Source organism: Inquilinus ginsengisoli, from assembly GCF_031453975.1.
Lineage (GTDB): Bacteria > Pseudomonadota > Alphaproteobacteria > DSM-16000 > Inquilinaceae > Inquilinus > Inquilinus ginsengisoli_A.
This window is the reverse complement of record NZ_JAVDPW010000008.1, coordinates 83,359-106,330: the sequence shown is the minus strand read 5'-3', so window position 1 is coordinate 106,330 and position 22,972 is coordinate 83,359. Positions and strand designations below refer to the sequence as shown.

24 protein-coding genes are annotated in these 22,972 nt (G+C 70.2%); 9 read left to right on the top strand and 15 right to left on the bottom strand.

Annotation, left to right across the window (positions count from 1 at the left end):
* Window positions 1-2: 2 nt before the first annotated feature.
* The 6 genes from E9232_RS22350 to E9232_RS22325 all read right to left on the bottom strand — a co-directional run bounded on the left by E9232_RS22350 (window position 3) and on the right by E9232_RS22325 (window position 5,512).
* Window positions 3-731, bottom strand: coding sequence for an SDR family NAD(P)-dependent oxidoreductase (locus E9232_RS22350; RefSeq protein ID WP_309797642.1), 729 nt, complete (start codon window positions 729-731; stop codon window positions 3-5).
* Window positions 732-866: 135 nt separating this feature from the next.
* Window positions 867-1,871: an AraD1 family protein gene (gene araD1, locus E9232_RS22345; RefSeq protein WP_309797640.1), complete on the bottom strand. Its 1,005-nt coding sequence runs from the start codon at window positions 1,869-1,871 to the stop codon at window positions 867-869.
* Between the two features lie 10 nt (window positions 1,872-1,881).
* Window positions 1,882-2,658, bottom strand: a complete 777-nt coding sequence (locus tag E9232_RS22340) for an SDR family NAD(P)-dependent oxidoreductase (RefSeq protein WP_309797638.1) — start codon at window positions 2,656-2,658, stop codon at window positions 1,882-1,884.
* Window positions 2,659-2,724: 66 nt separating this feature from the next.
* Entirely contained in the window at window positions 2,725-4,473 is a 1,749-nt protein-coding gene (locus E9232_RS22335) for an IlvD/Edd family dehydratase (protein ID WP_309797635.1), read from the bottom strand.
* 29 nt (window positions 4,474-4,502) lie between these two features.
* Window positions 4,503-5,240, bottom strand: coding sequence for a FadR/GntR family transcriptional regulator (locus tag E9232_RS22330; RefSeq protein ID WP_309797633.1), 738 nt, complete (start codon window positions 5,238-5,240; stop codon window positions 4,503-4,505).
* A 116-nt stretch (window positions 5,241-5,356) separates the two neighbouring features.
* Complete coding sequence (locus E9232_RS22325) at window positions 5,357-5,512, bottom strand: hypothetical protein (protein ID WP_309797630.1); 156 nt, start codon at window positions 5,510-5,512, stop codon at window positions 5,357-5,359.
* Between the two features lie 119 nt (window positions 5,513-5,631).
* Between E9232_RS22325 and E9232_RS22320 the strand changes: the two genes are divergently transcribed.
* Together E9232_RS22320 and E9232_RS22315 are read left to right on the top strand one after the other, a co-directional pair.
* Window positions 5,632-6,531 carry an aldose 1-epimerase gene (locus E9232_RS22320; RefSeq protein ID WP_309797628.1) on the top strand — a complete coding sequence of 300 codons (900 nt, stop codon included), beginning with the start codon at window positions 5,632-5,634 and terminating at the stop codon, window positions 6,529-6,531.
* A gap of 311 nt (window positions 6,532-6,842) precedes the next feature.
* Entirely contained in the window at window positions 6,843-7,910 is a 1,068-nt protein-coding gene (locus tag E9232_RS22315) for a saccharopine dehydrogenase family protein (RefSeq protein WP_309797626.1), read from the top strand.
* 75 nt (window positions 7,911-7,985) lie between these two features.
* Here E9232_RS22315 and E9232_RS22310 read toward each other — a convergent pair whose 3' ends face one another.
* From E9232_RS22310 to E9232_RS22285, 6 genes are all read right to left on the bottom strand, one after another.
* Complete coding sequence (locus E9232_RS22310) at window positions 7,986-8,315, bottom strand: type II toxin-antitoxin system RelE/ParE family toxin (RefSeq protein WP_309797625.1); 330 nt, start codon at window positions 8,313-8,315, stop codon at window positions 7,986-7,988.
* Between the two features lie 5 nt (window positions 8,316-8,320).
* On the bottom strand, window positions 8,321-8,605 hold the full coding sequence (locus E9232_RS22305) for a type II toxin-antitoxin system Phd/YefM family antitoxin (RefSeq protein WP_309797623.1): 285 nt from the start codon (window positions 8,603-8,605) through the stop codon (window positions 8,321-8,323).
* Between the two features lie 57 nt (window positions 8,606-8,662).
* Window positions 8,663-9,334: a fused DSP-PTPase phosphatase/NAD kinase-like protein gene (locus E9232_RS22300; protein ID WP_309797621.1), complete on the bottom strand. Its 672-nt coding sequence runs from the start codon at window positions 9,332-9,334 to the stop codon at window positions 8,663-8,665.
* 80 nt (window positions 9,335-9,414) lie between these two features.
* Window positions 9,415-10,170, bottom strand: a complete 756-nt coding sequence (locus E9232_RS22295; RefSeq protein WP_309797619.1) for a Bax inhibitor-1/YccA family protein — start codon at window positions 10,168-10,170, stop codon at window positions 9,415-9,417.
* A 128-nt stretch (window positions 10,171-10,298) separates the two neighbouring features.
* Complete coding sequence (locus E9232_RS22290; protein ID WP_309797616.1) at window positions 10,299-12,824, bottom strand: ABC transporter permease; 2,526 nt, start codon at window positions 12,822-12,824, stop codon at window positions 10,299-10,301.
* A complete protein-coding gene (locus E9232_RS22285) occupies window positions 12,821-13,489 on the bottom strand; it encodes an ABC transporter ATP-binding protein (RefSeq protein WP_441716518.1) in 669 nt (222 codons plus the stop codon). The genes E9232_RS22290 and E9232_RS22285 overlap by 4 nt, the downstream gene beginning before the upstream one ends.
* 175 nt (window positions 13,490-13,664) lie before the next feature.
* Between E9232_RS22285 and E9232_RS22280 the strand changes: the two genes are divergently transcribed.
* From E9232_RS22280 to E9232_RS22260, 5 genes are all read left to right on the top strand, one after another.
* Window positions 13,665-14,279: an arylesterase gene (locus E9232_RS22280; RefSeq protein WP_441716911.1), complete on the top strand. Its 615-nt coding sequence runs from the start codon at window positions 13,665-13,667 to the stop codon at window positions 14,277-14,279.
* Window positions 14,280-14,387: 108 nt separating this feature from the next.
* The gene (locus E9232_RS22275; protein WP_309797611.1) at window positions 14,388-15,428 is read left to right on the top strand and encodes an aldo/keto reductase; all 1,041 of its coding nucleotides are present in this window, start codon (window positions 14,388-14,390) and stop codon (window positions 15,426-15,428) included.
* Between the two features lie 190 nt (window positions 15,429-15,618).
* On the top strand, window positions 15,619-16,509 hold the full coding sequence (locus E9232_RS22270; protein ID WP_309797609.1) for a LysR family transcriptional regulator: 891 nt from the start codon (window positions 15,619-15,621) through the stop codon (window positions 16,507-16,509).
* A gap of 118 nt (window positions 16,510-16,627) precedes the next feature.
* Window positions 16,628-17,206 carry an NADPH-dependent FMN reductase gene (locus tag E9232_RS22265; protein ID WP_309797606.1) on the top strand — a complete coding sequence of 193 codons (579 nt, stop codon included), beginning with the start codon at window positions 16,628-16,630 and terminating at the stop codon, window positions 17,204-17,206.
* The gene (locus tag E9232_RS22260; protein WP_309797605.1) at window positions 17,203-18,393 is read left to right on the top strand and encodes an MFS transporter; all 1,191 of its coding nucleotides are present in this window, start codon (window positions 17,203-17,205) and stop codon (window positions 18,391-18,393) included. The genes E9232_RS22265 and E9232_RS22260 overlap by 4 nt, the downstream gene beginning before the upstream one ends.
* On the opposite strand, the gene E9232_RS22255 is transcribed toward E9232_RS22260, so the two are convergent.
* The gene (locus tag E9232_RS22255) at window positions 18,390-19,268 is read right to left on the bottom strand and encodes a LysR family transcriptional regulator (protein ID WP_309797604.1); all 879 of its coding nucleotides are present in this window, start codon (window positions 19,266-19,268) and stop codon (window positions 18,390-18,392) included. The genes E9232_RS22260 and E9232_RS22255 overlap by 4 nt on opposite strands.
* 74 nt (window positions 19,269-19,342) lie before the next feature.
* On the opposite strand from E9232_RS22255, the gene E9232_RS22250 reads away from it, so the two are divergent.
* The gene (locus tag E9232_RS22250; protein WP_309797602.1) at window positions 19,343-20,338 is read left to right on the top strand and encodes a nitrilase family protein; all 996 of its coding nucleotides are present in this window, start codon (window positions 19,343-19,345) and stop codon (window positions 20,336-20,338) included.
* Here E9232_RS22250 and E9232_RS22245 read toward each other — a convergent pair.
* Window positions 20,307-21,254 (bottom strand): GlxA family transcriptional regulator, encoded by a 948-nt coding sequence (locus E9232_RS22245; RefSeq protein ID WP_309797600.1) that lies wholly within the window; start codon window positions 21,252-21,254, stop codon window positions 20,307-20,309. The two genes, E9232_RS22250 and E9232_RS22245, sit on opposite strands and share 32 nt — an antisense overlap.
* 90 nt (window positions 21,255-21,344) lie before the next feature.
* On the opposite strand from E9232_RS22245, the gene E9232_RS22240 reads away from it, so the two are divergent.
* Window positions 21,345-22,496 (top strand): acyl-CoA dehydrogenase family protein, encoded by a 1,152-nt coding sequence (locus E9232_RS22240; protein WP_309797597.1) that lies wholly within the window; start codon window positions 21,345-21,347, stop codon window positions 22,494-22,496.
* Between the two features lie 128 nt (window positions 22,497-22,624).
* On the opposite strand, the gene E9232_RS22235 is transcribed toward E9232_RS22240, so the two are convergent.
* Window positions 22,625-22,957, bottom strand: a complete 333-nt coding sequence (locus E9232_RS22235) for an endonuclease domain-containing protein (protein ID WP_309797595.1) — start codon at window positions 22,955-22,957, stop codon at window positions 22,625-22,627.
* Window positions 22,958-22,972 lie beyond the last annotated feature (15 nt).

The window sequence follows — 22,972 nt, the reverse complement described above, 5'->3', positions numbered from 1 at the left end:
GGTCAATAGGTGGCGCGGCCGCCGGACAGGTCGAACACGGCGCCGGTGGTGAAGCTGTTCTCGGCCGAACACAGCCAGGCGATCATCGACGCCGCCTCCTCGACCTTCAGGAAGCGGGCGCGGGGGATGCGCGACAGCATGTAGTCGATATGCTCCTGGCTGATCTGCTCCAGGATCCGGGTCTTTGCGGTGGCCGGGGTGACGCAGTTGACCGCGATGTCCTGGCCGGCCAACTCCTTGCCCAGCGACTTGGTCAGGGCGATCACGCCCGACTTGGCGGCGGAATAGGCGCTGGCGTTCGGGTTGCCCTCCTTGCCGGCGATCGACGAGACGTTGACGATGCGGCCATAGCCGCGGGCGATCATCCCCGGCACCACCGCGCGGCAGCAGTAGTAGACCGCGTTCAGGTCCAGCTCGATCACCTGGCGCCAAGTGTCGATCGGATAGTCCCAGGTCTTCACCGAAGGCCCGGCGATGCCGGCGTTGTTGATCAGGATGTCGATCTGGCCCTGGGCCTCGACCGCGGCGGCGATCGCGGCCGCGTCGGTGACGTCGATGGCGGTGCCGGTGGCGCCCATCGCCTTCGCCGTCTGCTCGACCAGCGCCTGGTCGCGGTCCCACAGCACCACCCGGGCGCCGGAGGCGATGAAGCGTTCGGCGACGGCGCGGCCGATGCCCTGCGCCCCGCCGGTGACGACGGCGATCTTGCCGTCGAGGTCGATCCTGTTCATCTGCGTTTCCCCGTCTTCCGTCGTTTCTGCCTGTCATGCCCGGGCCTGGCCCGGGCATCCAGAGTCTGTCGAGACCCTCTGGATTGCCGGGTCAAGCCCGGCAATGACAGTAAGGGAGTGGTCCGTGCCCCGAGCCTACAGCGCCCGCACCACGACCGTCTCCTCCGCCGCGCGCGCCAGTGGGTTGCGCAAAGGCCGGCCGAAGGCGGCGGCCTCGATCTCGAAGCGGTCGCCGGGCTCGGGCTTGATGCCGTCGGTGACGCTCAGCGTCGCCGTGCCGAAGAAGTGCAGGTGCACGTCGCCGGGCCGGCGGAACAGGCCGTATTTGAAGTGGTGGTGCTCCAGATTGGCGATCCAATGGCTCATATTGGCCTCGCCGCTCAGGAACGGCTTCTCCCAGATCACCTGGTTGCCGCGGGTGATCCGGCTGGTGCCGCGCACGTCGTCCGGCAGCGGGCCGATCAGCAGCTCCGGCCCGACCGAGCACTGCCGCAGCTTGGAATGGGCCAGCAGCAGGTAGTTCTGCCGCTCGGTGATGTGATCGGAGAACTCGTTGCCGATGGCAAAGCCGACGCGCCAGGGCGTGCCGTCCGGCCCGACCAGGTAGCAGCCGGTGATCTCCGGCTCCTCGCCGCCGTCCAGGGCGAAGTCGGGCATGGTCAGCGGCTGCTCACCGGCGACCACGATCGAGCCGTCGCCCTTGTAGAACCATTCCGGCTGGACCCCGGCCTTGCCGCCCGCCTGGCCCCCGGCCGGCTTGCCGCCGGCGATGCCGTCACGGAACATCTTCATGCTGTCGGTCAGCTTTTCCGCCTCGCCCAGAGTCTTGTGCATCTGGTCGCGGGCGTCGGCGCTGCCGAGATGGGTCAGCCCCGTGCCGGTGACGATGCAATGCGCCGGGTCGGGATGGTCTAGCGGCACCAGCAGCCGGCCCTCGGCGATGACGGCGGCGTAGGAGTCGGTGCCGTCGCCCTCATCGGCCGCGACCAGCTCGGCAATGCCCTTGCGCGCGCCGATCGCCGCCTGGGCGAGGTCGTAGGTGGTCTCGAAGACCGACAGCAGCTTCAGCGTGTCGCCGCCGCCGGAGACGACGCCGACGCGACGTTCGCCGGCCTGGGTGCGGATCTGGATCAGGTTCATCTTTTTTGCCTCACAATCCCGTGGCCCAGCCGGCATCGACCACGAAGGTCTGGCCGGTGCACAGGGCGCTATCATCGGCGGACAGCCACAGCACCATCTGGGCCAGGTGCACCGGCATCACATAGTCGGGGATGCACTGGTCCTCGGCCCGGCGGGCATCGGCCTCCGGTGTCAGCCACAAATCCTTCTGGCGCTGGGTGATGACCCAGCCCGGCATCACGGTGTTGACCCGGATGTGCTGCTTGCCCCAGTCGCGGGCCAGGCCGCGGGTCAGCCCCTCGACCCCGGCCTTGGCCGTGGTGTAGGCGGGCATGTTGCCCTGCTTCAGCCGCCAGGAGACCGAGCCGAAATTGATGATCGAACCGCCGCCGGCCGCCTGCATCATCGGCTGCACCGCCTGGGCGGCAAAGAACTGGTGGCGCAGGTTCACCGCCATGCGGTCGTCCCAATAGTCGGGCTCGACCGTCTCGGGGGCGTGGCGCTGGTCGTGCGCCGCGTTGTTGACCAGGATGCGGATCGGCCCGACGGCCTCCTTGGCCTCGGCCACCGCCTTGCGCAGGTCGGCGATGTCGCGCAGGTCGCAGCGGCGGAACACCGGCGCGGCCAGGCCCTCGGCCTTCAGCCGGTCGACCAGGGCGGTCGACGCCTCCTCGTTGATATCGACGAAGAAGACGCGCGCCTGCTGGCGACAGAAATGCTCGACGATGCTCTCGCCGATGCCGCTGCCGCCGCCCGACACGAAGACGGGTTTGTCGCGCAGCGATGGATAACTTGCGTAGTCGGTCATGATGATCCGCTTGGCCAGAATAGAGAGCGGCCCGCCCCGATCAGGGGCGGGCCTGCGGTTCGATCGTCAGTGGCTGTCGCGCGGCACGGCATGGCCGCGGCTGCCGACCAGGAAGTCGAGGTCGGCGCCCTTGTCGGCCTGCATCACGTGCTGGACATACAGCGACTGGTAGCCGCCCTTCATCGTCGGCTCCGGCGGCGACCACAGCTTGCGCCGCTCGGCCAGCACCTCGTCCGAGACCTCGAGATGCAGGCGCCGGTTGGCGACGTCCAGCTCGATCATGTCGCCGTCCTGCACCAGGGCCAGCGGGCCGCCGGCGGCCGCTTCCGGCGCCGTGTGCAGCACCACCGTGCCGTAGGCCGTGCCGCTCATGCGCGCGTCGGAGATGCGGACCATGTCGCGCACGCCCTTCTTCAGCACCTTCTGCGGCAGCGCCATGTTGCCGACCTCGGCCATGCCGGGATAGCCCTTCGGGCCGCAGTTCTTCAGCACCATGATGCAGGTCTCGTCGATGTCGAGATCGGGGTCGTCCACCCGTGCCTTGTAGTGCTCGATGTTCTCGAACACGACGGCGCGGCCGCGATGCTGCATCAGCTCCGGCGTGGCGGCGGAGGGCTTCAGCACGGCACCGTCCGGCGCCAGGTTGCCCTTCAGCACGGTGATGCCACCCTGCTTCACCAGCGGGTTGTCCCAGGCCCGGATCACCTCCGGGTTCCAGTTGGCGGTGTTCTTGACGTTCTCCCACATCGACTTGCCGGTGACGGTCGGGGCGTCCTTGAACAGCATGCCGTTCTCGCCCAGCGCCCGGGTCACCGCGGGGACACCGCCTGCGTAGTAGAAATCCTCCATCAGGAAGCGGCCCGACGGCATCAGGTCGACCAGGGTCGGCACGTCGCGGCCGAACTCGTCCCAGTCCTTCAGTTCGAACTGGATGCCGACGCGGCCGGCGATGGCCAGCAGATGGATGACCGCGTTGGTCGACCCGCCGATGGCGCCGTTGACGCGGATGGCGTTCAGGAAGTTCTCGCGGGTCAGGATCTTCGAGATGCGCAGGTCCTCATGCACCATCTCGACGATGCGGCGGCCGGTCATGTGGGCGATGACGTAGCGGCGGGCGTCGACCGCCGGGATCGCGGCGCAGCCGGTCAGGCTCATGCCCAGCGCCTCGGCCATCGAATTCATGGTGCTGGCCGTGCCCATGGTCATGCAGTGGCCGGCGGAGCGGGACTGCCCGGCCTCGGCCTCCATGAACTGCTGCAGGCTGATGACGCCGGCCTTCACGTCGGCGTCGAACTGCCAGACGCTGGTGCCCGACCCGATGGTCTGGTCCTGGTAGCGGCCGTTCAGCATCGGCCCGCCGGAAACGACGACGGCGGGGATGTCGCAGCTGGCGGCGCCCATCAGCAGCGACGGGGTGGTCTTGTCGCAGCCGGTCAGCAGCACGACGCCGTCGATCGGGTTGGCGCGGATCGCCTCCTCGACATCCATCGCCGCCAGGTTGCGGTACAGCATCGCGGTCGGCCGCAGGTTGGTCTCGCCGGTCGAGAACACCGGGAACTCCAGCGGGAAGCCGCCCATCTCCCACACGCCGCGCTTCACATGCTCCGCCAGCTTGCGGAAATGCGCGTTGCAGGGGGTCAGCTCGGAGAAGGTCTGGCAGATGCCGATCACCGGGCGGCCGTCGAACACATGGTCCGGCAAACCCTGGTTGCGCATCCAGCTGCGATGGAGGAAGCCGTCCTTGTCGTGCGGGCCGAACCAGGCCGCAGAGCGGAGGGGTTTCTTGTTGTTGTTGTCGCTGGCGTCGTCAGCCATCACGGGGTCCTTGTCTGGCTAGGCTGTGGTCAGGGCGTTGGAATCATGTGCGGCAGGGCGCGGCGGAGATCCTCCACCGCATCTTCGAGCAGGACGCGCATCGCCTGGCGCGCCGCCTCCGGCTCCCGCGCCAGGATTGCGTCGCGCACCGCGCGGTGGCGCGGCAGCGAGATCTGCAGCGCGCCGGGTTCGTTGTTGGTGATGCGAAAGCTGGTTGCCATCGCGGTCTCGATCAGGGCGCCGAGCGGGTGCAGGAACTCGTTGTTCGAGGCCGCCAGGATCGATTGGTGGAAGCGCAGGTCGGGCTCGATCGAGGCGTCGCCGTCCGGCGCCGCCTCCATGTCCGAGAAGGCGCGGGCGATGGCCTCGCGCTGGGTGTCGGTCGCGCGCTCCGCCGCCATCGACGCGGCCGCGGGCTCGATGACCTGGCGGATCTCGAACAGGTCCTTGGCCAGGCGCTCGATCGGCTGGGTGGCGAACTGCCAGGCCAGCAGGTCGGGGTCCAGCATGTTCCATTCGTCGCGCGGCCGCACCCTTGTGCCGGTCTTGGGCCGGGATTCGACCAGCCCCTTGGCCGCCAGCACCTTGATCGCCTCACGCAGCGCGGTGCGGCTGACCGAGAACTGCACCGACAGGTCGGCTTCGTTCGGCAGCACGGTGCCGGGCTGCACGTCGCCGCGCACGATCCGCACGCCGATGTCGTAGGCGATCTGGCCGTGCAGCGACCGGCGGGAGAAGGTCTTGCTGCTGCGGGAATGCTCGACCATGACTCTCGCCCGCGGTGGCTGGCCGCCTGGGGGGAGCGGTTCGGCCGGATGGTCTTCCCCCTTGTCGCGCCCGGGCGCGGCGGGATCCGCCGTCACGGGCGGGTAGGGCACGCCCGTCATTGGCGGAAGCCTTTCCGGATCAGCGGCGGCCGCGGCCCGGCGATCCCGTTGCGGCCGACCTGCAGGCTGGCGTCGCGCAGGGCAATGGTCTTGACGTAGACCATCCGGATGCCGTCCATGGAGACGGCATTCTCATCGCTCTTCTCGACCACGGCCTTTCCCCAGCGGCACGATCAGACTTGCCGATCGTGCTCTTTGCTATTCATCATACAAATAGAGTATTGGGCTGTCTCAAGATCGGCGTCAAGCATTGCCGAAAGGGAGAAACGGAATGGCGGTGGAGACGGTGCGGCTGCGGGCGGGGGCGAGCGGCCTCGACCTTGTGCCGGCGATCGGCGGCGGGATCGCCGCCTACTGGACCGGCACCGGGGAAGCCCGGCGCGACTGGCTGCGGCCGGCCACCGCCGCCGCTCTGGCGGCGGGCGACCCGCTCGGCCTCGGCAACTTCCCGCTGACCCCGTTCTCGAACCGGATCCGCGAAGGCCGCTTCCGCTTCCAGGGGCGGGAGGTGGCGCTGCCCCTGAACACGGCGGCGGAACGGCATCAACTGCACGGCTATGGCTGGCAGCGGCCCTGGCGGGTGCTGGAACAGTCGGCGACCCACTGCGCCATCGGCTACGACCACGCGGCCGACGCCTGGCCTTTCCCCTATCATGCCCGGCAGGACTTCACCCTGAGCGAGGCCGGGCTCGACCTGGCGATCTCGGTCGAGAACACCGGCGATACGGCGATGCCGGCCGGGCTGGGCCAGCACCTCTACTTCCCGCGCACCCCCGCCACCACCGTTACCGCCGGGATCACCGGGATGTGGGCCAATGACGCCGAGGTGATGCCGCTGGAACTGGTCGAGCCGCCGCCGGGCAAGGACCTGCGCCGCGGCTTCCGGCCGGAGGATGTGCGGACCGACAACACCTTCACCGACTGGGACCGCCGGGCGGTGATCGAGTGGCCGGAGCGGCGGGCCTGGATCGCGATCGAGGCCGAGGCGCCGCTCGACTTCCTGGTCTGCTACGCACCCGACGACCCTTATGTCTGCGTCGAGCCGGTCAGCAACATCACCGACGCCTTCAATCTCGCCGAGGCCGGCCGCACCGACACCGGGACGACGGTGCTGCAGCCCGGCGAGGTGCTGCGCGGCGTGATCCGCCTGCGGCCGGAGGTGGTGGCGTAGCGGTGTAGGTGGGTTCGCGCCAGCGAACCCAACATCTTTCTGTGGCGCGTTGGGTTCGTCGAGGCGAACCCAACCTACGTCGAAGAATCAGTGTTGAATGCCATCTGACTCACAATTTCAGGTCGGCTAATTATCTTGCTCGGCGCCCCGGATCGGCCGGCGACTCGAAGGTCGCCCGGCCCCCGCGCGCACCTTCCGGAACGGCTGTTCACCAGGCTTTCTGCGGCTTTCCGGCTGATGTAGACCTCATCCATCCGTACCGCCCCGGCGCGACCTCGCCCCGGGGCGTCCGTTTGTGAGGGACACGCGCCATGACCAAGGTTCTGCTGCTCGGCGGGGGAAAGATCGGCACCTGCATCACCGCGTTGCTGACCGCCACCGGGGACTACCAGCTCACCGTCGGCGACCAGGATCAGGGCATGCTCGACCGGCTCGAGGGCAATGTCGCCAAGCGCCAGCTGCGCTTCGACGACGCCCAGGCGCTGCGCGACGCGGTGTCCGGCCACGACGTCGTGATCTCGGCCGCGCCGTTCCACCTGACGCCGCTGATCGCCGAGGCGGCGAAGGACCGCGGCGCCCATTACTTCGACCTGACCGAGGACGTCGAGAGCACCCGCCGGGTCAAGGCCCTGGCCGAGGGCGCGAAGACCGCCTTCACCCCGCAATGCGGCCTGGCCCCGGGCTTCATCTCGATCGTCGGCTACGACCTGGCCAAGCGCTTCGACGAGCTGCACACCGTGCACATGCGCGTCGGCGCCCTGCCGGTCTATCCGTCGAACGCGCTGAAGTACAACCTGACCTGGTCGACCGACGGCCTGATCAACGAGTACTGCAACCCCTGCGAGGCGATCCATGAGGGCGAGCTGCGCGAGGTGCTGCCGCTCGAGGGCATGGAGCACATCTCGCTCGACGGCATCGACTACGAGGCGTTCAACACCTCGGGCGGCCTGGGCACGCTGTGCGAGACGCTGGAGGGCAAGGTCAAGTTCCTGAACTACAAGACCGTGCGCTATCCCGGCCATCGCGACATCGTCAAGATCCTGGTCAACGAGCTGCAGCTGGGGCAGCGCCGCGACATCCTGAAGGACGTGCTCGAGGCCTCGATCCCGATGACCAAGCAGGACGTGGTCCTGATCTTCGTCACCGCCTGGGGCAAGAAGGACGGCCGGCTGATGCAGGAGACCTACGCCAAGAAGGTCTACGCCAAGGAGATCGGCGGCCAGCTTTGGAGCGCGATCCAGGTCACCACCGCGGCGGGCATCTGTGCCATGGTCGACCTGCACCGCGCCGGCCAGCTGCCGCAGAGCGGCTTCGTGCGGCAGGAGCAGGCCAACCTGTCCGACTTCCTGGCCAACCGCTTCGGCCAGCACTACGCCTGAGAACCGGGCACAAGAATCGGGTTTAGGGAAGAAACGGGAAAGGTCGCGGCCGAGGTCGCGACCTTTTCATTTGGCTCAGGGCATTTGCAGCAATCGGTGCCGCAGCAGGCTCTGCATGTCGCGCCGCCCGTCGACAACGCAATGGACGACCACCGCGTCCTCGCGGATCCGATAGATGATGCGGTAGGGCTTGTGGTGGGCCTCGCGGAACTGAGCCAGTCCGAGGGCGCGCAATTCCTTCGAGATGCTGCCGCGTGATGGCAGGTTTGCCAGCCGCCGGATCACGTCGTTCAGGGATCGGAGGATACGACGAGCGTTCTCCGCTGAATCGTGCTCGGCGATAAAGTCGACAATGCTTTCGAGGTCCCGTTCCGCTTCCCGCAGCACGATGACCGGCAGGGACACGGGGATCAATCCTTGAGGCGGGCCTCGAGGCGGGCTTCCAGGTCGGCAAAGACGTCCTCGGCCGGCCGGAACCTGCCCGCTTCATAGTCGCGCTCGCCCAGCGCCAGGATCTTCAGCAGCGCCAGCGTTTCCTGGGTCTCTTCGTAGCTGTCGATGTCCTGCAGCACCGCCTTGGCTTCGCCGTTGACGGTGATGATGAAGGGCTCCTGCCCCTCCCGCAGCCCCTGGATCACCTCCGGGGCATGGGCTTTCAGATAGCTGATCGGCTTGATGCGGTCGGACAGTTTCATCGCGGCCTCCTGGGCTCAGTCCGAATATAGACCGAATTCGGACCTGCGGAAAGTCGGCTACTCCCGCCCCAGCAGCCCGTCGACGATCATGGTGGCGATGCCGCTGGGCACGAAGGAGGCCTTCACCGCCTTGCGGTCGTAGCCGGTGTCGACCCAGTCCCAGAAGGCGATCGGCTCGCGCGCATCGGCCTCGGCATAGGCCTCGATGAAGCGGTCGAGCAGGCCGGTCGGCGACTTCTTGAAGTGCAGGTAGCGCCAGTGCAGCTGCCGCAGCGCCTCGGCGGCCGGGCGGCCCTCGCGCGTCATCAGGATCAGCGCCGCCATCAGCCCGGCGCGGTCGGAGCCGGACTTGCAATGCACCAGGATCGGATGCTCCGCCGCGTCCAGCACCCGCCGGATCTGGTGCAGCACGCTGACCTTGGGCGCGTCGCGCGACTTCAGGGTCAGGTCGACCAGCGTGATGCCGTGGCGGCGACAGGCCTCGGCCTCGCGGCGGTACGAGCCGCAGTCGCGTGGGCCGCGCAGGTTGATGATGGTGCGGATGCCGTCGCGGGCCATGCCGCGGATCTGGTAGGGCAGGGGCTGGCCCGAGCGCCACACGCCGGGCGCGAACTCGACCCGCGTGTTGACGAAGGTGCGGAACGCGCAATGGTCGACGATCCAGCTGTCGAACGCGTCGGCCAGGCGGCCCCAGCCCTTTCGGGGCTGATCGGGAACGGCGTCGGTCATGTCCATGTCGATGGGGGGCCCAGAAAGACGAAGCCCGGCGGATGGGACCGCCGGGCTGTCTGCGGCTATGGTCTGCTCGCTCAGTTGCGGTTGCCGAGCAGCCGCAGCAGGAACATGAACAGGTTGAGGAAGTTCAGATACAGCGTGAGGGCGCCCCAGACCGCGGTCTTGGTCTCGACCTCATGGCCCTGCCCCTCGGCATACTGCTCCTTCAGCCGCTGGGTGTCGTAGGCGATCAGGCCGGCGAAGATCAGCACGCCGAGCACGCTGATGACGAAGGCCAGGCCGCTCGAGGCCAGGAAGATGTTGACCAGGCTGGCGATGATGATGCCGAACAGGCCCATCACCAGGAACGAGCCGAAGGCCGACAGGCTGCGCTTGGTGGTGTAGCCGTACAGGCTCAGGCCTGCGAAGGACGCCGCGGTGATGAAGAACACCCGCACCACGCTCTCGCCGGTATAGGCCATCAGCACCGGCGCCAGGCCGATGCCCTGCAGGGCGACGAACGCCCAGTACAGAGTCTGCAGCGTGGACGCGCTCATCGAGCGGATGCCCATGCTCATCCAGAAGATCAGGCCGATCGGCGCCAGCAGCGCAACCCAGCCCAGCCCGGTCAGGCCGACCCGCCCGAAGGCGTTCACGGCCAGGAAGGTGCCGCCGAGCGGGGTGAACATCACCAGCGCGGCGGTGATGCCGCTGATCAGCAGGCCCCCAGCCATGTACCAGTAGATCCGCAGCATGTACTGCCGCAGACCCTCGTCGAACGCCGCACGCTCGATGGCGTGCGCATTGGCGCCCGGCCCCGTCGCGTAACGGCCCTGTGGATCGAAGGCCATCTCAAAACCTCTATGGGTGGTGAAGAACCACGCGGCTGAAATATTGGCAGCGCGGGGCCAACATACAACAGGTGCGGCCTGCGCCGAAGGGCCTCAGGTGAAGCCGGTCCAGAAAGGCCTCAACCGGCCTATTCGTTGCGCAGCAGCGGCGCCGCCTTCTGGCCCAGCGCGACCCAGGTGCCGAGGAAGCCGAAGCCCAGGGTGATGGCGACGCACAGGCCGGCGGTGCCCAGCAGGGTCAGCGGCAGGAAGGTCCAGCCGATCTTCATGACATAGGTCAGAACGCCCCAGGCGGCGATGGTGCCGAGGACGCAGGCGATCGCGGCGGTCAGCAGGCCCAGCAGCCCGTATTCGATCAGGAAGGCGCGCATCACGTCGCCGCGGGTGGCGCCCAGCACCTTCAGCACCACCGCGTCGTAGATCCGCCGCCGGTGTCCGGCCGCGACCGCCCCGGCCAACACCAGCGCGCCGGCCAGCAGGGTGATGCCGGCGGTGGACCGCACCGCGGTGCCGATCTGGGACAGCAGCGCGTTCACCGTCTCCAGCGCATCCTTCAGGCGCACCGTGGTGACGTTGGGGAAGGCGTCGGTCACCGCCCGCTGCAGCCCCGGCTCCGCCGCCGGCGGCACCTTCACCGTGGCCAGCCAGGTGTGCGGCGCGGCCGACAGCGGCTTCGGCGACATGATCAGGGTGAAATTGATGCCCAGCGTGCCCCAGTCGATCTCGCGGATGTTGGCGACCTCGGCGTCGATGTCGCGGCCCAGCACGTTCAGGGTCATGCGGTCGCCCGGCTTCAGCCCGAAGGCGCCGGCGATCTCCTGCGATGTCGAGACCTTGGGCGGGCCGTCGTAATCGGCCGGCCACCATTCGCCCTGCAGGATCTTGTCCTTGGGCGGCTTGGCGGTGGCGTAGGTGATGCCGCGGTCGCCGCGCAGCACCCAGCCGGCGGTCTTGGGGTCGACCACCGCCTTCTCCACCGGCACGCCGTTGACCGAGACGATGCGGCCCCGCAGGCTCGGCACCTCGGCCAGGTCGCTGGCGCCCGATGTGCCCTGGATCAGGGCGTCGAACTGGTCCTTCTGCGACTTCTGGACATCGACGAAGAAGAAGGACGGCGCGGCGCCGGGCAGGGTGTCCTGGATCTGGCGGTCCATGTTGCCCTGGATCAGGGCGATCGCCGCCAGCACGGTCAGGCCCAGCCCGAGCGACAGCACGATCTGCGGCGTCGGCGCGCCCGGCCGGTGCAGGTTGGCCAGGGCCAGCCGCAGGCCCGGCCGGCGCGGCCGCGGCGCCCGGCGCAACAGCGCCATGACGCCCAGCGCAGTGCCGTGGAACAGGCCGATCGCGGCGATGGCGCCGGCCACGAAGATCGCGGCCAGCATCGTGTCGGAGGCGGTGGCCACGGCCAGGGCGGCCAGCGCCGCGCCGCACAGCGCGGTGGCGGCGATGAAGATGGCGGCGGGGCGGATGTGGCGCGGCGCCACCCGGTCGCGGAACAGCGCCGCGGCCGGGGTGCGGGCGGCGCGGGCCAGCGGCCACAGCGAGAAGGTCAGGGCGGTCAGCAGGCCGAAGCCGGCGGCCAGCAGCAGGGCACCGGGATAGACGCCGATCCTGGTCTCCACCGGCAGCAGCCCGTCGATCAGGGCGGCCACGGCCGGCGGGGCCGCAGCGCCGACGCCCAAGCCGATGACGATGCCCAGGCCGGCCAGCACCAGCACCTGGATCAGATAGGTCTCGAAGATCAGCCGGCCGGGCGCCCCCAGGCATTTCAGCGTGGCGATGGTGGCCAGCCGGGCGTCGAGCCAGGCGCGCACCGCGTTGCCGACCCCGGCGCCGCCGACCAGCAGCGCGGTCAGCCCGACCAGGGTCAGGTACATGGTCAGCTGGTCGATGGTCCGGCGCAGCGACGGCGCCGCGTCGCGGTCGTCGCGGATCCGCCAGGTGCCGTCGGGGAAGCGAGTCTTCAGACCGGTGGCGAAGGCGTGGGCGTCGCTGCCGCGCGGCAGCGCCAGGCGATAATCGTAGGCCAGCATCGAGCCGGGCTGGACCAGCCCGGTCGCGTCCAGCGCGCCGCGGCCGATCATCAGCCGCGGGCCGATCGAAAAGCCGTTGCCGCCCGCCTTGTCGGGTTCGCGCGCAATGGTGCCGCGCAGCTGCAGCACCGCATCGCCGACCGCGATCCGGTCGCCGACGGCCAGGCCCAGCCGCGCCGCCACCTCCGGGTCGGCCACCGCGCCCCAGACGCCGTCGCGCTGCGCCAGGGCGGCCTGCAGGTCGCCGCCCTCGTCCAGCTCGGCCTTGCCGTACAGCGGATAGGCGCCGTCGACCGCCTTCAGCTCGACCAGCGTGGTCGATTCGTCCTTCGGGCTGCGGGCCATGCCGCGGGTCTCGACCACCTCGGCCACCCGGCCGGCGGCGTCCAGCTCGGCCCGCTCCGCCGCGGTCGCCGGCTCGTACAGCCGGTGCAGCGCCACGTCGCCGCCCAGGATGGCCTGGCCGTCCTGGGCGATGCTGCTGCGGATGCCGTCGGCGACCGACTGCACCGTGGCGATGGCGCCGACGCCCAGCGCCAGGCAGGCCAGGAAGATGTGGAAGCCCTTCAGCCCGCCGCGCAGCTCTCGCCGGGCCAGGCGGGCGGCGACGGCGAGGGTCATCGCAGCTTCGCCAGCGCGGCGGAGGTGGCGGTGCCGTCATCGGCGATGCGGCCGTCGACCAGCCGGATGATGCGGTCGCACCGCGCCGCCAGCGCCGGGTCGTGGGTGATCAGCAGCAGGGTGGCGCCGCGCTTGCGCGACAGGTCGAACATCAGCTCGATCACCTGCCGCCCGGTCTCGCCGTCCAAATTGCCGGTCGGCTCGTCGGCCAGGATCACGTCGGGGTCGGCGGCGAAGGCGCGGGCCAGGGCGGTGCGCTGCTGCTCGCCGCCTGAGAGCTGGCCGGGATAATGGGTCAGGCGATGGCCCAGCCCGACGGCGCGCAGCCGCTCCGCCGCCCGGTCGAAGGCGTCGGCGGTGCCGGCGAACTCCAGCGGGATGGCGACATTCTCCAGCGCCGTCATGGTCGGGATCAGGTGGAAGTTCTGGAACACGATGCCGACATGGTCGCGGCGGAACAGCGCCAGGGCGTCCTCGCCCAGCGCCGTCAGGTCGCGGCCGGCGACGGCGATGCGGCCTTTGGTCGGCCGCTCCAGCCCGCCGAGCAGCATCATCAGGCTGGACTTGCCGGAGCCGGAGGGGCCGACGATCGACACCACCTCGCCGGCGCCGACGCGCAAGTCGATTCCACGGAGGATGTTGACGGGGCCGGCCGCGCTCGCCAATTCAAGATGCACATCCGTCAGCCGGATCGTCGGCGCCGCGCCCCCTGCGCGCGCCGCTCCGGACTCGGTCGGCGGTGCAGGAGAAGTCCCGTCCATGCGCATTCCGTGGTCTTTCCGTCAACTTCGGACAAATAGCACCCCGCGGCGGCTTTTCAATGCGGCGGCGTTGGCCCTGGTGTTCGGCCTGGCGGTCGGATCGGCCGGCCAGGCCCAGGCCGAGGCGATCCGCATCCTGGCGTTGGGTGACAGCCTGACCGCCGGTCTGGGCCTGAGTGAGGCGGACGCCTTCACGACGCAGCTGGAGGCAGCGCTGAAGGCGCAGGGCTACGACGTCCGGGTGCTGAACGCCGGGGTGTCGGGCGACACCACCGCCGGCGGGCTGGACCGGCTGGACTGGGCGTTGGCCGACAAGCCCGACCTCGCCCTGGTCGAACTCGGCGCCAACGACATGCTGCGCGGCGTCGACCCGACCGCCGTCCGCGCCAATCTCGACAAGATCCTGGCCAGGCTGGGCGATGCCAAGATCCCGACCCTGCTGGCCGGCATGCTGGCCGCGCCCAATCTGGGGCCCGCCTATGGCGCGGCCTTCGACGCGATCTATCCCGATCTGGCCAAGGCCCATGGCGTGCCGCTGTACCCCTTCTTCCTCGACGGGGTGGCGGCCCAGGCGGCGCTGAACCAGGCTGACGGCATGCACCCTAACGCGGCCGGGGTGAAGGTCATCGTCGACCGGATCACCCCCGCCGTGGTTTCGCTGATCAAGGCCGGCGGCTTTGCCAAGACCGGGTAAGGCCGCCGCCGCGGGCGGTTCCGTGCGGCGGCGTTTCCGGGTATAGAGCGAGGATCGGGCGGAATCGTCCGACCTAAGTCCCGAACCGCCCTTCCGGAGCCCTTCTCGATGGAACAGCGTCCGCTCGGCCGCACCGGTCTCGACGTCAGCGCGATCTGCCTCGGCACCATGACCTGGGGCACGCAGAACACCGAGGCCGAAGGCCACGCCCAGATGGACTACGCGCTCGACCGCGGCGTCACCTTCTGGGACACGGCCGAGATGTATTCGGTGCCGCCGACGGCCGAGAGCTATGGCAGCACCGAGCGGATCATCGGCAGCTGGTTCGCCCGCACCGGCAAGCGCAACCAGGTGTTCCTGGCCTCCAAGATCAGCGGCCCGGGCGGCCACATGGCTTATATCCGCGACGGCAAGCCCCGGCTCGACGCCAGGAATATCAAGGCCGCGGTCGAGGCCAGCCTGAAGCGGCTGCAGACCGACTGGATCGACCTGTACCAGCTGCATTGGCCGAACCGGTCGGTGAACAGCTTCGGCAAGCTCGGCTACGCCCATGACCAGGCGGAGGATTTCGTCGCGCCGGAGGAGACGCTGGCGGCGCTGGCCGACGAGGTGAAGGCCGGGCGCATCCGCCATGTCGGCCTGTCGAACGAGACGCCCTGGGGCCTGATGCGCTTCGTCGAGGCGTCGGACCGGCTGGGCCTGCCGCGCCCGGTCTCGATCCAGAACCCTTACAACCTGCTGAACCGCAGCTTCGAGGTCGGGCTGGCGGAATGCGCCCATCGCGAGGCGGTCGGCCTGCTGGGCTACGCCCCGCTCGCCGCCGCGACGCTGACCGGCAAGTATCTCGACGGCCAGGTGCCGCCGGGGTCGCGCCGCGACGTCGACCGCCGCAAGTCGCGCTACGACCGGCTGAACGCCGAGCCGGCGACCAAGCGCTACATCGCCCTGGCGCGCGACCATGGGCTGGACCCGGCGCAGATGGCGATCGCCTATGCCCTGTCGCGGCCGTTCATGACCTCGGTGATCATCGGCGCCACCTCGATGGACCATCTGCGCGCCAACATCGCCGCGGCCGACATCACGTTGTCGCCAGAGGTGCTGGAGGGGATCGAGGCGATCCACACGGCGTTCCCCAACCCCTGTCCCTGAGGGAACAGCCCACCACCACGATTGCCTTCTTCCTGTCATTGCCCGGCTTGACCGGGCAATCCAGGGGCCACCGAGAGCCGCTCTGGCCGCCCCTGGATTGCACGGTCAAGCCGTGGCATGACATCTAAAATAGTCTGCACGCCCCATACAACAGCGTATAGATGACTCCGGCCGGCCGGAGTCATCGCGCATGGATTGGGACGATCTGAAATTCGCCTTCGCCGTGGCCCGGCACGGGTCGCTCAGCGCCGCGGCGCGGGTTCTGGGCACCACCCAGCCGACGGTCAGCCGACGGCTCGACGGGCTGGAGCGGCGGATCGGGGTCAAGCTGTTCGAACGCGGCGCCAGCGGCCTGTCGCCGACACCCCTTTGCGCCGCGCTGGTCGACGGGCTGCAGCGCATGGAAGACGGCGCCCTGGCGGTCGAACGGCGCATCGCGGCGCGCGATACCGGCCTGCAGGGCCCGATCTCCGTCACCAGCCTGGACTGGCTGGGGGATGGCGTCATCGCCCCGATCGCGGCGCGGTTCGGCGCGCTGCACCCGCTGGTGGCGGTGGAACTGTTGGTCGAGCCGCGCGTGTTCAACCTGTCGCGGCGTGAGGCCGACATTGCCTTCCGCTTCGGCCCGTTCCAGCAGGAGGATCTGGTCGAGCGCAAGGTGGCCGAGATCGGCTACGGCCTCTACGCCGCGCCGGCCTATCTCGACCGGCACGGGGATCCCGACTTCGCGGCCGGCTGCGCCGGCCATGCCGTGGTCACCATGTATGAATTCGCCGGCCGGCCGGTGCAGTCGGTCTGGCTGCAGGCGACCGCGCCGGCGGCCCGGGTGATCCTGCGCAGCAGCGGCCTCGGCTCGCAACTGGCCGCCGCCGAGACCGGCGCGGCGATGGCGGCCCTGCCGCGCCTGCTGGGCGACGGACGGGCGGCGCTCCGGCGCATCGACACGCCGCTGCCGTGCCCGACCCAGCCGGTGCGGATGGGGGTGCATGCCGATCTGCGGGATGTGCCGCGCATCCGCGCCTTCATCGACTTCGCGGTCGCGATGCTGAAGACCCGCGCGGCAGAGCTCAACCCGGCCTGATCGCCTATACGGAATCGTATGGGGCGCATACGAAGCTCGCCGATAGGTGCCGGCGGGCATCCGGCCCAGATTGAGCATCGGCCGGCACCGCTGCCGGCGCCTCTCGGAAGGGCTCGTCATGTCGAACCGCATCCGCATCCTCGGCCTGTCCGGCAGCCTGCGCCGGGGCTCGCTGAACACTGCCCTGCTGCGCGCCGCCGGCGAAATGCTGCCGGCCGGTGCGGTGCTGGACATCCATCCGCTCAACGACCTGCCGTTCTTCGACGAGGATGTGGAGGCGGACGGAATCCCCGCGGCGGTCGCGGCGCTCAAGGCGAAGATCGTGGCCGCCGACGCCCTGCTGCTGGCGGTGCCGGAATACAACGGCTCCTTCGCCCCGGCCCTGAAGAACGCGTTGGACTGGGCGTCGCGTCCCCATGGCGAATCGGTGCTCGAGGGCAAGCCGGTCGCCCTGTTCGGGGCCTCCCCCGGCCTCGGCACGGTGCGGGCGCAGATGCATCTGCGCGAGGTCGCGATCGGCACCGGCATGCATGTGCTGAACCGGCCCGAGGTGTTCGTCGGCCAGGCCGGGGGCAAATTCGACGAGACGTTGCGGCTGGCCGACGAACCGACGCGGGCGATCATCGGCCGGATGCTGGACGGGCTGGTGGTGTGGACCCGCCGGATCCAGGGACCGGCGGCGGAGCGGGTGGCGTGACCGCGCCGGCCGTCGCCGCCCGGCCGCTGCGGACCGACTGGATCGCCGCCGGCATCGTCGTCGCCTGCGGCGTGGTCACCGCGCTGCAGGTCGGCAAGGGCGTGATCACCCTGCCGGCCCTGCGCACCGAGTTCGGGCTGGGGCTGGAGGCCGCCGGCTGGGTCCTGTCGGTCTTCGCGGTGCTCGGCGTGGTCGGCGGCATTCCGGCCGGGGCTGCGGTCAGCCGGTTCGGCGACCGCCGGCTGCTGGCGCTGGGCCTGCTCGCTTTGGCCGTCGGCGGGCTGGTGGGGGCGCTGGCCGGCAGCTTCGCCCTGCTGCTGGGCGCCCGGGTCGTGGAAGGGCTGGGGTTCCTGCTGGTGTCGGTCGCGGCACCGGCCCTGCTGCAGCGCATCGCCGCCGCGGGGGATCGCGACCTCGCCTTCGGGATCTGGAGCGCCTACATGCCCGCCGGCATGGCGATCGCCCTGCTGCTGGGTGCCGCCCTGGCGGGGTGGCGGCCGTTCTGGGTCGCCAACGCGGTGCTGGCCGCCGCCTTCGTCCTGCTGCTGCTCCTGCTGGTGCCGCGTGGCACTGCGGCCGCCCTGTCCTGGCGCGCCGCCGGCCGCGACGCGGTGCTGACCGTGACCTCGTCCGGCCCGCTGCTGCTGGCCGCCAGTTTCACCCTCTACAACGTGATGTACTTCGCCCTGGTCGGCTTCCTGCCGGTGCTGCTGGCGGAGCGGATGGGCGTGTCGGTCGCCGTGGCCGGCGCGCTCAGCGCCGTCGCGGTCGGTGCCAATGTGCTGGGCAACCTTGCCGCCGGCCTGCTGCTGGGCCGCGGCACGGCGCGCTGGGCCCTGGTCGCGGCCGCCTGCGCCGTCATGGCCCTCAGCGGCGTCGCGATCTTCTGGCTCGCCTTGCCGCCGACCGCGGTGTTCCTGCTCTGCGTCCTGTTCTCCGGTGTGGCCGGCCTGCTGCCGGCCAGCGTCATCGGCGGCGCCTCCCTGGCGGCGCCGCGGCCGGATCTGGGGCCGATGGTGGTCGGGCTGGTGATGCAGGGCAGCGCTCTCGGCCAGGTGGTCGCCCCGGTGGTGGTCGGCGGTGCGGTCGATGCCGCCGGCTGGCCCGCCGCGGCGATCCCGGTGGCGGTCGCGGGCCTGATCGGCATCGCGGTCGCCGTCCGGCTGCGGCGGGTGTTCCTGATCTAGCCGAACCGCGCCCGGTTCGCCGCGAACAGGTCCACCAGCGCATCCGCCACTGCCCGCACCCGCGGCACATCGGTCAGATCGGGGCGGATCAGCAGCCAGATCTCGCGGGGCGGCGGCAGGGCGCCGAGATCGACCGGCACCAGCCCGGGATCGGGATCTCCGAGATAGCGCGGCAGCAGCGCCACGCCCCAGCCGGCGCGGGCGGCGGCGGCCTGGGCCAGCTGGCTGTTGCAGGCAAAGGCGACGCGGCGGCCGGGATGGCGGCGGATCAGCCACGCCGTCTCCGACGCCGCATCCGCGCCATCGTCGCCGATCAGGGGGGCGCCGTCGGTGGCCGCGATCGCCGGCGCGGCGTAGGCGGCATAGGCGATGGTCGCCACCCGCCGCCCGACCAGGGCGCTGTCCGCCGGCCGCCCGAGTCGGAGCGCGATGTCGGCCTCGCGCCGGGCCAGGCTGGTGATCCGCGTCTCCAGCACCAGCTCCAGGTCGATGTCAGGCCAACGCGCCCGCAAGTCCCCCAGCCGGTCGATCAGGAAGCCCAGCGCCAGCGCCCGGGCGGTGGTCAGCCGCACCCGGCCGGCCAGGCCGTCCTCGGCATGGTCCAGCCGGCGCAGCAGGGCCAGGGCGCCGTCCTCCATCGCCTGGGCCTCGGCCAGCACCGCGGCGCCGGCCGCATTCGGGCGATAGCCGTCGGGGCGGCGGTCGAACAGCGGCCGGCCCAGCGCCCGCTCCAGCCCGTCCAGCCGGCGCGACACGGTGGCGTGGTTGACCCCCAGCGCCCGGGCGGTGGCGGACAGGCTGCCGTGCCGGGCGAGGGCGACGGCGTAGCGGACATCGTCCCAGTCCAGCCGGGCTGTGCGGTTTCGATCGGGCATGGTGCAGGGATGATAGTCCACGCACAGGCCGCCGGGCAGCTAGAGTCTCGCCATCGACATCCCGCGAGGCCGTGATGACCCTGCTGCGCGCCGCCACCGTCCAGTTCCATCACCGTGCCGGTGACAAACCGTACAACCTGTCCCGCATCCGCCATTTCACCACGGCCGCCGCGGCGGATGGCATGAAGATCCTGGCCTTTCCGGAGATGTGCATCACCGGCTACTGGCATGTCCGCAACCTCGATCGTGACGCCATCGCCGCCCTGGCCGAGCCGGTGCCGGACGGGCCGTCCGTCGCGGTGCTGCAGGAACTGGCGGCGCAGCACGGCATGGCGATCGGCGCCGGGCTGGTCGAGGTGGGCGGTGACGGCCGCTTCTACAATTCCTACGCCGTTTGCCTGCCCGACGGCACGGTGCATTGCCACCGCAAGCTGCACGCCTTCGAAAGCGACCACATCGCCAGCGGCAACCGCTACACCGTGTTCGACACGCCCTGGGGCGTGCGGCTGGGCGTGCTGATCTGCTGGGACAACAACCTGGTGGAGAATGCGCGCGCCACGGCCCTCTTGGGCGCCGAGGTCCTGCTGGCCCCGCACCAGACCGGCGGCTGCGCCTCGCGCAGCCCTCACGCCATGGGGCTGATCGACCCTGACCTGTGGCATCGACGGCACGAGGATCCCGCGGCGATCGAGGCGGAGTTCGCCGGGCCGAAGGGCCGCGGCTGGCTGATGCGTTGGCTGCCGGCGCGGGCGCATGACAACGGCCTGTTCCTGCTGTTCAGCAACGGCGTCGGCGAGGACGACGGCGAGGTGCGCACCGGCAACGCCATGGTGCTGGACCCCTATGGCCGCATCCTGGCCGAGACCGGCGTGGCGGACGACGCCATGGTGGTGGCCGATCTCGACCTCGACCTGCTGCCGCTGGCGACCGGCCGGCGCTGGATCCGCGGCCGGCGGCCGGAGCTCTACGGCCTGCTGACCGAACGCCAGGGCCATGAGCTCGATCCCCGCCAGGCCCGGTTCTCGCCGGAGCCGGTGGTCAAGCGGCCCGCCGCGCCCTCGCCGGATTGACCCCGTAGCGGGTGCGGAAGGCGCGGGCGAGGGCTGAGCCGGAGGCGAAGCCGCAATCGGCGGCGATATCATTGACCGACCGATCGGTGTTTTCCAGCAGGCGTCGGGCCAGGGTCAGGCGCAGTTCGGCGTAATAGGCCTTGGGGCCGGTGCCCAGCGTCGCGGTGAAGCGCTGCAGCAGGGCGCGCGGGCCGATGCCCAGCGTGGCCGCGATCGCCTCGACCGGCAGCGGCGCCTCGATGTTCGCCTCCATCAGCCGGATCGCCCGCACTAGCAGCGGGTCCTGCCAGGCCAGCCTTCCGGCGGCGACCATGTGCTGCGGGTCGTGGCCGGGATGCGCGCCCTCGTACAGGAAGGTGCTGGAGACGGCCAGCGCCAGGCTCAACCCCTGCTCCCGCCGCAGCAGATCCAGCATCAGGTCCAGCGTCGGCAGCGCGCCGCCGGCGGTGATGCGGCGGCGGTCGATGACGAAGCGGTCGGGCACGGCGTCCACGGCCGGGAAGCGCTCGGCGAAGTCGCGCAGATCCTCCCAATGCGTGGTGGCGCGGTGGCCGTCCAGCACCCCGGCCAGGGCCAGCACATAGGGCGCGGATTCCAGCCCGGCGATCATGGTGCCGCGCCGGGCCGCCGCCCGCAGGAAGCGCCGGACCGCGGGCGTCGCCCGGGCTTCGGCCTCGTAGCTGGCGACCACGAACAGGTCGTCGGCCTCGCCGGCCGCCGCCATCGCCGCATCGGCCTCCAGCCGCAGGTTGCTGCTGCTGGCCACCGGGCCGCCGCTTTCGCTCAGCACGGTCCAGGCGAACAGGGGCCGCCCCGCCATCCGGTTGGCGGCGCGCAGCGGCTCGATCAGCGCCGCCAGGGTCAGGTTGGAGAACCCGTCGAGGACCAGGATCGCGATGCGGCGCGGCCCGCTCATGACATCCGATTCCGTATCGTTCTGATCCGAAATGGTATCGCCCGTAGATGCCGGGCCGCAATAGCCTCCGGGAAAGCCTGGGAGGCGATGATGGATTTCGGATTGAGCCACGAGCAGCAGCTGGTGGTCGACACGGTGCGCGGCTTCGTCGCGCACGAGCTGCAGCCGCTGGAGCGGGAGGTCGAGCGCACCGGCCAGGTGCCGCTGGAGGTCGGCCGCGAGATCCAGCGCAAGGTCCGCGACCTCGGCTTCTATGCCCCCAACATCCCGGAGGAATTCGGCGGCGGCGGTCTCGACCATTTGACCTTCACCCTGCTGGAGCGGGAACTGGGCCGCGCGTCCATGGCGCTGTCGGTGTTCTGGGGCCGGCCCTCCAACATCCTGTGTGCCGGCACGCCGGAGCAGCGTGAGCGCTACCTGCTGCCCTGCGTCCGCGGCGAGAAGGTCGACGCCCTGGCGATGACCGAGCCGGATGCCGGCTCCGATCTGCGCGGCATGAGCTGCAGCGCCCGGCCGGATGGCGGCGACTGGGTGATCAACGGCACCAAGCACTTCATCAGCCATGCCGATGTCGCCGATTTCGTCATCCTGTTCGTGGCGACGGGCGAGGATGCGGCCGGGCGCAAGCGCATCTCCTGCCTGCTGGTCGACCGCGACACGCCAGGCTTCGGAATCCATCCCGGCTACGCCTCGGTGTCGCATCGCGGCTATCACAACGCGACGCTGACCTTCGACGACTGCCGGGTGCCGGCGGCGCAGATGCTGGGCGAGGAGGGGCGGGGCTTCGACCTCGCCAACACCTGGCTGCACGCCACCCGCCTGACCGTGGCGGCGATGTGCGTCGGCCGCGCCCGCCGCGCCTTCGACCTGGCCCTCTTCTATGCCGCCCAGCGCAAGCAGTTCGGCCAGCCGATCGGCCGCTTCCAGGGCACCGGCTTCAAGCTGGCCGACATGATCACCGAGATCGACGCGGCGGATTGGCTGACCCTGTCCGCCGCCTGGCGCATCGACCAGGGCCAGGACGCCAACCGCGCGATCAGCCAGGCCAAGCTCTTCGCGTCGGAGATGCTGGGCCGGGTCACCGACGCGGCGCTGCAGATCCATGGCGGCATGGGGCTGATGGACGATCTGCCGATCGAGCGCTTCTGGCGCGACGCGCGGGTGGAGCGGATCTGGGACGGCACCAGCGAGATCCAGCGCCACATCATCGCGCGCGACCTGCTGCGCCCGCTGGGGGCTTGAGCGAGATGGCCTGGATGCTGAATTCTCTGATTGCTCCAGTCTCGAGCGGCTGCCACCCAATTCAGTCCCCCCTCCCCTTGCGGGAGGGGGGTAGGGGGAGGGGGTTCGCGCCGTTGGCGCAGGCCGGTTCAACTGCTCGCCAAGGCGACCTCGATCGTCTGAACCGACCCCGCAAGGTTGCTCATGACCTGCTCATTGGAAAGGCGAACGACACGGAAGCCCTGGCTCTCCAGCCACTGGGTCCTCCGCCCATCCGCCTCCGCGGTGAACTCGTGCGACGGCCCATCGACCTCGATCACCAGCCGGGCCGGAAGGCAGACGAAGTCGACGACATAGGCACCCAGCCGATATTGCCGCCGGAAGCGGACACCGCCGACCCGCCTATCGCGCAGCTGGTGCCACAGCAGGCGTTCGGCCTCCGTCAGATGCCGGCGCAGGAACTGGACGCGACGGTCGGCCATCCGGGCAGGCCTTCT

Bases quoted from the DNA above. Each gene is read 5' to 3' on its own strand.
- E9232_RS22350 (WP_309797642.1), bottom strand. From the start codon at position 731: ATGAACAGGATCGACCTCGACGGCAAGATCGCCGTCGTCACCGGCGGG.
- araD1 (WP_309797640.1), bottom strand. From the start codon at position 1,871: ATGAACCTGATCCAGATCCGCACCCAGGCCGGCGAACGTCGCGTCGGC.
- E9232_RS22340 (WP_309797638.1), bottom strand. From the start codon at position 2,658: ATGACCGACTACGCAAGTTATCCATCGCTGCGCGACAAACCCGTCTTC.
- E9232_RS22335 (WP_309797635.1), bottom strand. From the start codon at position 4,473: ATGGCTGACGACGCCAGCGACAACAACAACAAGAAACCCCTCCGCTCT.
- E9232_RS22330 (WP_309797633.1), bottom strand. From the start codon at position 5,240: ATGGTCGAGCATTCCCGCAGCAGCAAGACCTTCTCCCGCCGGTCGCTG.
- E9232_RS22320 (WP_309797628.1), top strand. From the start codon at position 5,632: ATGGCGGTGGAGACGGTGCGGCTGCGGGCGGGGGCGAGCGGCCTCGAC.
- E9232_RS22315 (WP_309797626.1), top strand. From the start codon at position 6,843: ATGACCAAGGTTCTGCTGCTCGGCGGGGGAAAGATCGGCACCTGCATC.
- E9232_RS22305 (WP_309797623.1), bottom strand. From the start codon at position 8,605: ATGAAACTGTCCGACCGCATCAAGCCGATCAGCTATCTGAAAGCCCAT.
- E9232_RS22300 (WP_309797621.1), bottom strand. From the start codon at position 9,334: ATGACCGACGCCGTTCCCGATCAGCCCCGAAAGGGCTGGGGCCGCCTG.
- E9232_RS22295 (WP_309797619.1), bottom strand. From the start codon at position 10,170: ATGGCCTTCGATCCACAGGGCCGTTACGCGACGGGGCCGGGCGCCAAT.
- E9232_RS22290 (WP_309797616.1), bottom strand. From the start codon at position 12,824: ATGACCCTCGCCGTCGCCGCCCGCCTGGCCCGGCGAGAGCTGCGCGGC.
- E9232_RS22275 (WP_309797611.1), top strand. From the start codon at position 14,388: ATGGAACAGCGTCCGCTCGGCCGCACCGGTCTCGACGTCAGCGCGATC.
- E9232_RS22270 (WP_309797609.1), top strand. From the start codon at position 15,619: ATGGATTGGGACGATCTGAAATTCGCCTTCGCCGTGGCCCGGCACGGG.
- E9232_RS22265 (WP_309797606.1), top strand. From the start codon at position 16,628: ATGTCGAACCGCATCCGCATCCTCGGCCTGTCCGGCAGCCTGCGCCGG.
- E9232_RS22255 (WP_309797604.1), bottom strand. From the start codon at position 19,268: ATGCCCGATCGAAACCGCACAGCCCGGCTGGACTGGGACGATGTCCGC.
- E9232_RS22250 (WP_309797602.1), top strand. From the start codon at position 19,343: ATGACCCTGCTGCGCGCCGCCACCGTCCAGTTCCATCACCGTGCCGGT.
- E9232_RS22245 (WP_309797600.1), bottom strand. From the start codon at position 21,254: ATGAGCGGGCCGCGCCGCATCGCGATCCTGGTCCTCGACGGGTTCTCC.
- E9232_RS22240 (WP_309797597.1), top strand. From the start codon at position 21,345: ATGGATTTCGGATTGAGCCACGAGCAGCAGCTGGTGGTCGACACGGTG.
- E9232_RS22235 (WP_309797595.1), bottom strand. From the start codon at position 22,957: ATGGCCGACCGTCGCGTCCAGTTCCTGCGCCGGCATCTGACGGAGGCC.